This is a genomic window from Streptomyces sp. NPDC059455 (genome assembly GCF_042750115.1).
In the GTDB taxonomy this organism is placed as follows: domain Bacteria; phylum Actinomycetota; class Actinomycetes; order Streptomycetales; family Streptomycetaceae; genus Streptomyces; species Streptomyces endocoffeicus.
Genome location: NZ_JBHYVB010000027.1, coordinates 10075 through 19557, shown reverse-complemented (window position 1 = coordinate 19557; position 9483 = coordinate 10075). Strand labels below are relative to the sequence as shown.

Annotated in this window: 9 protein-coding genes; 3 read left to right on the top strand and 6 right to left on the bottom strand. The window is 73.1% G+C overall.

What is annotated here, in order from left to right:
- Nucleotides 1-91: 91 nt before the first annotated feature.
- Genes ACFXB5_RS12610 through ACFXB5_RS12600 form a run of 3 tightly spaced genes read right to left on the bottom strand, consistent with a single transcriptional unit; the run spans nt 92 to nt 3627 of the window.
- Nucleotides 92-1486 (bottom strand): NAD(P)/FAD-dependent oxidoreductase, encoded by a 1395-nt coding sequence (locus tag ACFXB5_RS12610; RefSeq protein ID WP_385206090.1) that lies wholly within the window; start codon nt 1484-1486, stop codon nt 92-94.
- Nucleotides 1487-1543: 57 nt separating this feature from the next.
- Nucleotides 1544-2209 carry an HAD-IA family hydrolase gene (locus ACFXB5_RS12605; protein ID WP_385206087.1) on the bottom strand — a complete coding sequence of 222 codons (666 nt, stop codon included), beginning with the start codon at nt 2207-2209 and terminating at the stop codon, nt 1544-1546.
- 38 nt (nt 2210-2247) lie between these two features.
- A complete protein-coding gene (locus ACFXB5_RS12600) occupies nt 2248-3627 on the bottom strand; it encodes an MFS transporter (protein ID WP_385206084.1) in 1380 nt (459 codons plus the stop codon).
- 198 nt (nt 3628-3825) lie between these two features.
- Between ACFXB5_RS12600 and ACFXB5_RS12595 the strand changes: the two genes are divergently transcribed.
- Nucleotides 3826-4062, top strand: coding sequence for a hypothetical protein (locus ACFXB5_RS12595; protein WP_385206080.1), 237 nt, complete (start codon nt 3826-3828; stop codon nt 4060-4062).
- A complete protein-coding gene (locus ACFXB5_RS12590; RefSeq protein WP_385206078.1) occupies nt 4055-5026 on the top strand; it encodes a D-2-hydroxyacid dehydrogenase in 972 nt (323 codons plus the stop codon). The genes ACFXB5_RS12595 and ACFXB5_RS12590 overlap by 8 nt, the downstream gene beginning before the upstream one ends.
- A 52-nt stretch (nt 5027-5078) precedes the next feature.
- Here the strand turns inward: ACFXB5_RS12590 and ACFXB5_RS12585 are convergent, their stop codons facing one another.
- Nucleotides 5079-6683 carry a CocE/NonD family hydrolase gene (locus tag ACFXB5_RS12585; RefSeq protein ID WP_385206153.1) on the bottom strand — a complete coding sequence of 535 codons (1605 nt, stop codon included), beginning with the start codon at nt 6681-6683 and terminating at the stop codon, nt 5079-5081.
- Nucleotides 6684-6895: 212 nt separating this feature from the next.
- On the opposite strand from ACFXB5_RS12585, the gene ACFXB5_RS12580 reads away from it, so the two are divergent.
- On the top strand, nt 6896-7642 hold the full coding sequence (locus ACFXB5_RS12580) for a TetR/AcrR family transcriptional regulator C-terminal domain-containing protein (protein WP_385206151.1): 747 nt from the start codon (nt 6896-6898) through the stop codon (nt 7640-7642).
- Nucleotides 7643-7798: 156 nt separating this feature from the next.
- Here the strand turns inward: ACFXB5_RS12580 and ACFXB5_RS12575 are convergent, their stop codons facing one another.
- Together ACFXB5_RS12575 and ACFXB5_RS12570 are read right to left on the bottom strand one after the other, a co-directional pair.
- Nucleotides 7799-8257 (bottom strand): RrF2 family transcriptional regulator, encoded by a 459-nt coding sequence (locus ACFXB5_RS12575; RefSeq protein WP_385206077.1) that lies wholly within the window; start codon nt 8255-8257, stop codon nt 7799-7801.
- 33 nt (nt 8258-8290) lie between these two features.
- Nucleotides 8291-9478, bottom strand: coding sequence for an acyl-CoA dehydrogenase family protein (locus ACFXB5_RS12570; RefSeq protein WP_385206148.1), 1188 nt, complete (start codon nt 9476-9478; stop codon nt 8291-8293).
- Nucleotides 9479-9483: the final 5 nt, after the last annotated feature.

Below are 9483 nucleotides of genomic sequence, written 5' to 3'. Positions count from 1 at the left end.
TCCCCCCAGCCCCCCCCGCTACACCCCCGCCGGCCGCGCCCCCCCCCCCGCGGCGCCCCGCGCGGCGGGGGCGCCCCGCCGGCGCCCGGCCTCACGGGCGGCGTGCGATGAGGTCGGCGATGGTGGCGATGGGTGAGGTACGGACACGTCCGCCCGCCTCGTGGCGGTCGGCGAGGCGGTAGGCCACGTACAGGCCGCGCACCCCCAGCCAGCGGAACGGCTCGGGCTCCCAGGTGCCGGGGGCATGGCCGGTCCATGGCAACCGGGTGAGCCGGGTGTCACGGGCCAGGACCAGATCGGTGAGGGTGCGGGCGGCCAGATTGGTGGAGGTGACTCCGTGGCCGACGTACCCACCGGCCCAGCCGAGCCCGGTGGCCCGGTCCAGGCCGACCGTGGCGGACCAGTCGCGGGGTACGGCCAGCACCCCGCACCAGGCGTGGTCCACCCGGGCCCCGGCCGTCTGCGGCAGCATCCGCTCCAGCGTCTGGGTCAGCTCGCCGATCGTGCGCTCGCCGACCCGCCCCTCGTGGTCGGTGCGCGAGCCGAAGCGGTAGGGCACCCCGCGCCCGCCGATCGCGATCCGGTCGTCGGCGGTGCGCTGGGCGTACATATGGCCGTGGGCGGTGTCCCCGAGGGTCTCCCGGCCCTCCCAGCCGATCTCCCGCCAGATCCGGGCGGGCAGCGGCTCGGTGACGATCATGGAGCTGTTCATGGGCAGCCAGGCGCGCCGCAGCCCCTTGAGGGACGCGGTGAACCCCTCGGTGGCCCGGAGCACGACGGGGGCCCGTACGGTGCCGTGCGCGGTGATCGCACGGCCCGGTTCAATGGCGGTGACCGGGGACTTCTCATGGATGGTGACACCGAGCCGTTCGACGGTGTCGGCGAGGCCGCGGACCAGGGCGGCCGGCTGCAACCGGGCGCAGTGCGGGGTGAAGGCGGCGGCGGTGACCCCGTCGATACGGATGCGCGCCGCGGATTCGGCGGGAGTGAGCAGCACCGAGTCGGCCACTCCCCACTCATGGTCCTGTTCGACCTTGTGGCGCAGCCGGGTGGCCTGGGCGGGGGTGCGGGCGACGCGCAGGGTGCCGCCCTTGACGATGCCCGCGTCGATGCCCTCGCGGGCGGCCACGTCGATCACCTCGTCCACCGTCTCGTTCATGGCCCGCTGCCAGTCCAGGACCGCTGGTTTGCCGTAGGCCCTGGCCATCCGGTCGCGGGCGCCGGGGATCAGCCCGGAGGCCCAGCCGCCGTTACGGCCCGAGGCGCCGAATCCGGCGAACTCGGCCTCCAGGACGGTGATCCGGAGACCGGGGTCGGCGTGTTTGAGGTAGTACGCGGTCCACAGCCCGGTCAGTCCGGCGCCGACGACGCACACATCCGCGTCGCGGTCGCCGGGCAACGCCGGGCGGGGGGTGGGGAGTTCGGCGAACCAGTGGGCGACGCGGCCGTTGACCGGTGCCGGCCGGCCGGCCGTGGTGGCGGTCATGGATTCCCTTCGCGGCGAAGAGCGGTGGGATGAGTGGCGGTGGGGCCGGGGCGAGGTTCAGACGCCGAGCAGCGGGGGCAGCGCGGCCAGGTCCTTGATCTCCTCGTACGGCTGGAAGGCATCCGAGCCGGGGAAGCCGTAGCGGTTCACCCAGATCCGCCGCATGCCCGGGTACCGCTTGGTCGGCATGATGTCGTACTCCCAGCCCTGGGCGGTGTGGATGATGTCCTCGGGGCCCCGGCCGGTGGCCTTCATGAGGTACTCGAACGCCTGCGGCAGCGGCTTGTAGGCACCGGCCTGCTCGGCGGTGAGCACGTAGTCGAAGTCCACGCCCAGCGCCTCGACGGCGTAGGTGATCAGGTCGTCCTCGCTGTTGGAGAGGATCGCGATGTCGTACTCGCCCTTGAGGCGGCGCAGGGCGTCGGGGACCTCGCGGAAGGGGGTGAACTTCTTGATGGCCTCGATCAGCGCCTCGCCGTCCTCGTCCCGGTACTCCAGGCCGTGCAGCGTCATGACATTGCGCAGGGTGCGGCGGACGACTTCCCGGTAGGGCAGGTACTCGTCCAGGACGCCCTGGAAGCGCATCACATACGCGTCGTGGTGAAACTGCTCGGGGTCGACACCGAGCTCGGCGAGCCGGTCCTTGACGATCTCATGGGTGGCGGTGCGGGTGTCGAAGTTGATGAGCGTGCGGTAGCAGTCGAAGGAGACCAGCTTGCGCATGGGCGAGTCCTTTCCAGTGAACGGTTTTTGCCAGATGGTCAGGCGCGGCTGCTGGCTTCGGCCAGGCCGAGGTTCTTGGTCTCGGGGGCGAGGACGACGGACACCACCAGGCCGATGAGCGTGATGGCCACCCCGATGGCGAGGGTGCCGCGGACCCCGAGGTCGGCGGTGGCCATCGGGAGCAGGAAGGTGCTGGAGGCGGAGCCCACCCGGCTCATGGCGGTGGCGATGCCGACGCCGGTGGCCCGCAGGTCGGTGGGGAACAGCTCGCTGGGGTAGACGAACTGCAGCCCACTGCCCGCCGCTTCGAAGAACTGGAAGGCGGCGAAGAGGCCCACCACCAGGGCCGCGTAGTGCAGTGGCAGCACGGTGAGCGCGATCAGGGAGATGTTGACGCACAGGAAGCTGCCGATGAGCAGCGGACGCCTGCCGATGCGGTTGACCACGACCAGCCCCAGGCCCGTTCCGGCCACCGCGAGCGTGGTGATCAGCGCGCTGGCGCCGAAGGTGCCGGTCACCCCGAAGGACTCCAGCATCTGCGGCTGGAAGGACCGCACCGCGAAGGCCGGCGCCACCTGGCAGATCCAGAACAGCGAGCAGAACAGCACGGGGATCCCGTAGCCACGGCGGAAGATCTCGGCGAGGTTGCCGAGCCCGGAGCCGCCACGCCGGTCCTGGCGGACCTCGGCCAGCAGTTCCTCGGCACTGACCTCCTGGCCGAGGTGGCGGCGTACGACCTCTCTGGCCTCCTCCACCCGGCCCCGCGACGCCAGCCAGCGCGGCGACTCGGGAACGCCCGCCCGCAGAAGCAGGAAGAGCACGGCGGGGACGGCGCCGGAGGCGAGCATCCAGCGCCAGGCGTCGTCGCCGGTGCCCAGCAGCAGCCAGCCGCCCCAGAAGCTGACCCCGTACCCCACCCACCAGGCCAGGACCAGCCCGGACAGGGCGGGGCCGCGCATCCGGCGCGGCACCAGCTCGGTGGTGAGGGCCGAGGCGATCGGGTAGTCGGCGCCGATCGCGATGCCGATGAACAGCCGCAGCACCACCAGCTGCCACGCCTCGGTGACGAAGAACTGCAGCGCGGAGCCGATCACGAACGCGACCAGGTTGAGCACATACATCAGATGGCGGCCCACCCGGTCGGTGATCGGGCCGAACACCGCACCGCCGAGGAAGACACCGACGAGGACGGACGCCGCCACCAGCCCGGTCCACATCGTGTCCAGGTCCAGGGCCGGGGTGATCAGGCTGAGTGCCACCCCCATGATGCCGAGCAGATAGCCGTCGCAGAACGGACCGCCCATCGCGACGGCGACCATCCTGCGGTGGAAGGCGGTGACGGGGGCGTTGTCCAGAGTGGCGGCGGAGCCCTGGAGGGGCTCTCGGGAGGGATCGCGGGACGTTCTGGGAAGGGACATGCTTGCATCTCCTGGGGACGAGGAGGGGCGCTGCGGCGCTGGCCGATGCCGGGGCGGTGGCGGGCCTCGTGGATCAAGCATTCGGTGGACACGCACGGCGGGGTACGCGGTGGGGACGGACGCCTACGGCGGGGGTACCGGCTGCGGGGCGGGTCGCGCCCCGGGGACGGGGATGGGCTCCGGGGAGACGGGGACGGGATGGGCTCCGGAGCGACCGGTGGCGTGTTCCGGCTGGCCATCACCCTGGTTCAGCCGTCGGCCACCGTCAACGTCCACCGTGTTCCGTCCCTCGTCATCGGGTGGACACTCTGTCCGTTGTCCACTGCCGTGGTCTCGGCCACGCTTGAGGCGTCCGCCCGTACCCGTCACGCCCGTGGGAGCCCCGTCATGACCGATGCCACCGCCGCGGCCGCCGTGGGAGCCGGACGTGGCTGACCGGCTGGTCGTTCTGTACCGGGACCATCTGCCGCCCAACCGGGCGCGGATCGAGTCCCTCACCGAGACGGTGTACGCCACCGAGGAGGAGCTGCCGCTGTTCCTCCCCGGCGCGGACGCCCTGCTCGCGTGGTGGCCGCTGACCTCCGCGGTGGCCGGCGCCTGGCCGGACGATCCGGCGAAGGCCCCGCGCTGGGTGCATGTGGCCGCGGCGGGAGTGGAGCCGTTCCTCTTCCCCGCACTGACCGGCAACCCCGAAGTGGTGCTCACCAACGCGCGGGGCGTCTACGACCGGCCCATCGCCGAGTACGTCCTGGGGCTGATCCTCTCCCTCGCCAAGGACTTCCCCGGCACCTGGGAGCATCAGCGCCGCCGGGAGTGGCGGCCCTCGGACAGCGAGCGCATCGGCAACCGTACGGTCCTGGTCTGGGGCACCGGCTCCATCGGACGCGCCGTCGCCCGGCTGCTGCGAGCGGTCGGCATGCGGGTCAGCGGCGCCGGCCGCACACCACGGACCGCCGACCCGGACTTCGGCGTGGTGCACGGCCCGGCGGGCCTGCGCGAGGCGCTGGGCGAGGCGGACTATGTGGTCCTGGCCGCCCCGCTCACCCCCGCCACCCGTGGCATGGTCGACGCGCCCGTGCTGGCGGCGATGAAGCGGGGCGCACGGCTGGTCAACGTCGGACGTGGCCCGCTGGTCGACGAGCAGGCCCTCGTCGACGCCCTGGCCCAGGGCAGGCTGGCCGGGGCGGCGCTGGATGTCTTCACCCATGAGCCGCTGCCGGTGGAATCGCCTCTGTGGGAGATGCCGGGGGTCATCATCTCCCCGCACACCGCGGGCGAGGTCACGGACTGGCGCGCCGACCTGGGCGAACTCTTCCTCGACAATCTGCTCCGACGGCGCGAGGGCCGCCCGCTGCGCAATGTGGTCGACAAGGCCCTCGGCTATGTGGTGGACGGATGAGTGGTGGACGGATGAGACGGCCGCTGACGCCCCCCGCGCGCCAGCGACCGTTTCATCGTTCGGCGCGGACCTGAGGCAGTTCCAGCGCCGAGCCCCCGTGCACGGTGATGCGCACGGGCGTAAGGGTGGTCGCGTCGAGCGTCGGCTCGCCGCTTCCGGTGTTACGGGCGAATCGCGGGTGGGCGCCGCCGCTGATCTGCAGACGGACCCGGTGGCCGGGGGCGAAGCGGTGGGCGGTGGAGCTCATCGGCACAGTGACCTCCAGAGGGTGCGCCGGTGTGGTGGGCAGCCGCACCAGCCCGTCGCACACATTGACCGAGCGGCCCCTTTCGTCGACGTCGCAGAGCCGGGCGAAGACATCGGCGTACCCGGTGTCCGTGGAGATCCGCAGCCGGGCGGCCACCGGGCCGAGGACGTCCATCGGCTCTTTCACCGGCTCACTGGTGAACGTCAGCACATCGGGGCGCCCCTCGAGGTCGCCGTTGTCACGGCTCCCCGCGCTAGCCGAGAGCAGTGGCCCGCCGATGGACGGGGTGGGATCGGCCGGGTCGTAGCGGAAGGCGGCGAGCGGGACGGACGCCTCGGACGGCTGCCGGACGAGCCGCCCGTCACCCGCCGGGAACCACTGGCCGACGGCCGGGGACGGCGGCCACTCGGCGAGGTCCCGCCAGTGCCCCTGACCGCCGATGTGCACCCGCACCGCGGCCGGGCGCAGCCCCGAGGGGTCGTCGCACAGATGCGCGCGCAGCCAGGCGAGGCTTTCGGCGAAGACCTCCGGCCAGCCCTTCTGGAGCGCGGAGGCGTGGGTCCAGGGGCCGACGAGCAGCGAGGTGTCGCAGCCGGACCGGCGCAGTCGGCCGTACTGCTCGAAGGTCTGGTCCACCAGGGCGTCATGCCACCCGCTGATCAGACAGGTGGGGACGCGCGAGGTGGCCGCGACGCCACCCGTGGACGCGCCCTCCCAGAACGGGTCGCCGGCGTCCGGGTGGGACATCACCTCGTCCAGCCAGGGCACTTCACCGCCGAGCCCGCGGACGTACGAGCCGCGCAGCGGCAGCGCCCGGGTCATCTCCGCGAAGTGGCGCCGCAGCCGCAGCGTGGCCCGTACGAAGGGGCCGAACCCCCGGTGCTGGGAGGTCATACCGGAGCCGACGAGCAGCGCGTTCTCCAGTCGCAGGGCGCCGTCGCGGTGGAACAGGGCGTGCGGGTCGTGCAGACCGACCTGCACCACCATCGCCCGCAGCTCCGGCGGCGGATCCAGGGCGAGCGCCCACTGCACATAGCCGAGATAGCTCGGCCCGAGGGTGCCCAGCGCGCCGTTGAACCAGGGCTGGTCGCGCAGCCAGTCCACGGTGGCCCGGCCGTCGGCCGCCTCGTTGCGCCAGAAGTGGAACTCGCCGCCAGAGCCGCCGGTGCCGCGGCAGCTCTGGAGGACGACATGGAAGCCCTGCTCGGCGAAGAGCACGCCGTACATGGGTGACCAGGGCACTCCCCTGCCGTAGGGCGAGCGCACCAGCAGGGTGGGGAAGTCGCCGTCCGCGCGGGGGAAGTAGTGGTCCGTGCGGAGGAGGCTGCCGTCGGCGGCCGGGACCCCGAGGTCCGGCTCCCATCCCGCCTCGTACCGCTTGGCCGGAAGGCCGCGCCAGGTCGCCCTCATCATCCGTGCGGACAGCGGCGGCCTGCCCGAGGGCGCGACCCAGGTGGTTCCGGCCCCGCCGTCCGTGGCCCCGGACACTCCGTCGCGCGTGTGTGACGTCATCCCGCGTTCCCCCTCCACTAATCCCGTACCGCGTACGAGAATAGTAGATGCTTGGATGGATTCCGCAAGTCGCCATGGCGGAGCACGTCGCCATGGCGGGGCACATCGCCATGCGGGGAAGGAGCGATCAGGTCGTGGTGCGCGGTGACGGGTCCGACGCCGGAGGCGTCGACCCCCAGCATCTGTGGCTGAACTCCGACCGCCCCCGCAAGGGGCGCAAACCCGCCTTCAGCCGGGCGGCGATCACCGCCGCGGCGGTCGCCCTCGCGGACGCGGAGGGAATCGACGCGGTCACCATGCGGCGGGTGGCCTCCGAGGTCGGCGCCGGGGTCATGTCGCTGTACAGCTACGCCCCCGACAAGGAGACGCTGCTGCAGCTGATGGTCGACCATGTGAGCGGCGAGCTGTCACCGCCGGACCCGCTGACCGGCGACTGGCGTGCCGATCTGAAGGCCATCGCCCATGCCCAGCGCGCCCTGATGCTCCGCCACCCCTGGCTGCCCACCGCGCTGTTCAACCGCCGCTGGTCCCTCGGGCCCAACACCCTCGCCTTCCTGGAACACGCGCTCGCCGCCCTGCGGCCCACCGCGCTGGACGGCGGTGCGAAGCTGGAGGTGTTCAGCCTGATCACGGGCTTCGCCGCCAGGCTCGTCGCCGACGAGATCGCCCAGGCCGCGCTCTCCGCCTCACCCGAGCGGGCCGCCGCCGAAGCCCGCTATCTCGCCGCGGTGGCCGCCGACGGACACCATCCGGAACTCGCCGAGGCCCTCTCCGCCCCGGCACGCCCGCTCACCCCCGACGCCACGTTCGCCCGGCTGCTCGACCGCATGGTCGACGGCCTGGACGCCGGCTCGTAGGGCGACCCGAAGGGGCGCGAGGCTGTGTCGATATGCGGCTCCGCCGCGGCTGTGTCGATATGCGGCTCCGCCGCGTGGGCGACCAATCACGACGGCGCCGCAGTCGGCCGACGACGCATCGCGACACTTCCAGCGGAGCACTCAGCGGCCCCGGGCCTAGGGGTTGGTCCACGCCTCCGGGTCCTCGGCGAGCCCCAGGACGTCGTCGGGCAGCTTGGCCGCGGCCACCTCCGCGAGGGTCACCTCGCCGAGGATCTTGCGTACGTTGGCCCGTACCGCGATCCACAGCGGCAGCAGCGACTCCGCCGGTCCGCAGTACGACAGCTCGGGCGGGCGCACTCCGCGCACCGACACCAGGGGGCCGTCGACCACCCGGATCACCTCGGCGATGCTGATGGTGTCCGCCGGGCGGGCCAGCCGGTAGCCGCCCTTGCCGCCGCGCTGGCTGGCCACCAGACCACCCCGGCGCAGATCGCCCAGAATCCCCTCGAGGAACTTGTGCGGGATGCCCTGCGCGGCGGCGATCGCCTCGGCCTTGACGGAGGTGTCCCCCTCCGTCGCGGCCAGTTCCAACGCCGCCCGCACCGCATAGTCCGCCTTCGCCGAGATCCGCATGCGCTGATTATCCGCCCCTTGAGCGCCGGGCCGTCAGAAGGGCAGGGTGAACGGGGGGTGCTCGCCGTTGAGGAAGTAGTCCCCGACCTCGTGGAGCCGGTGGGCGACGGGGTCGTAGAGGGTGTGGGTGCGCGCGTTGCGCCAGAAGCGGTCGAATCCGTAGGCCGAGGAGGCGGAGCGGGCGCCGACGACGTCCAGGGCGCGGGCGGTGGCGTCGTGGGCGGCCCGGGAGGCGGCGGCCTCGGCCGCGGCGGCGAGCACGGTGATCTCGGCGCATTCGTCGTCGGTCAGGTCCTCACCGCGCACCAGCCCGCCGTCCAGGGCCTCCAGCGCCTGGTCGGCGAGGGCGGCGGCGGAGAAGGTGGCGACGGTGAGCTCCCCGTAGGTGGTCAGCGCGTACGGATCGCGCGGGGAGGTGTGCGGCCAGGGCGCGTGCACCGCCCTGGTGTACTCGCGGGCCTCGGCGAGCACCCCCTGCGCGATCCCGAGACATATCTGCGCCGAGACCAGACGGCCGGTCGGCGCGGCCAGCCCGCTGAACGGCGAGAGGGTGTCCTCGTCCCAGGAGAGCGGGCCGAGCACCGCGTCATCCCCGACCGGGACCGCGTCGAACTCCACGCTTCCGCCGGCCGCCAGCCGCTGCCCGAAGGTGTCCCCGTCGTCGCCGCACACCACGCCGGGGTGGGCGGTGTCGACGAGCACGGCCAGCGGTTCGCCGGTGTCGGCGTGGGTGACGCGGACGGCCAGCCGGTCGGCGACCAGCACGCCGGTGGCGTACCCCTGGCGCCCGTTCACCAGCCGGCCGTCCCTCCCTGAGGTGAGCGTCAGCCGCGGTTCGCACGGGGCGAGACCGCCGCCCCAGCACCACTGCCCGGCCGCCGACTCGCGCTCCACCCGGGCGGCGAGATCGGCCCCGCCGAAGAAGCGGGCGCTGAAGGACAGCAGGTAGTGGCAGCCGAGCACCTGGCCGATCGCGCCGTCGGCCGCGGCGATCTTCCGTACGACGGCACAGGCCGTTGACCAGCCCGCTCCCCCGCCGCCGTGCTCGACGGGGATCAGCAGCGCCAGCAGCCCCGCCTCGCGGAGCCGGGCGATCTCGTCGTACGGCGTCTTGCCGGCCTGGTCGCGGAGCACCGCGGGCCGGGGGGGGTCGTCCGCCCCCCCCGCCGGGGAGCGCCACCCCCCACCCCCGGCCGGGGCCCCCGCCCCCCCCCCCCCCACCCGCA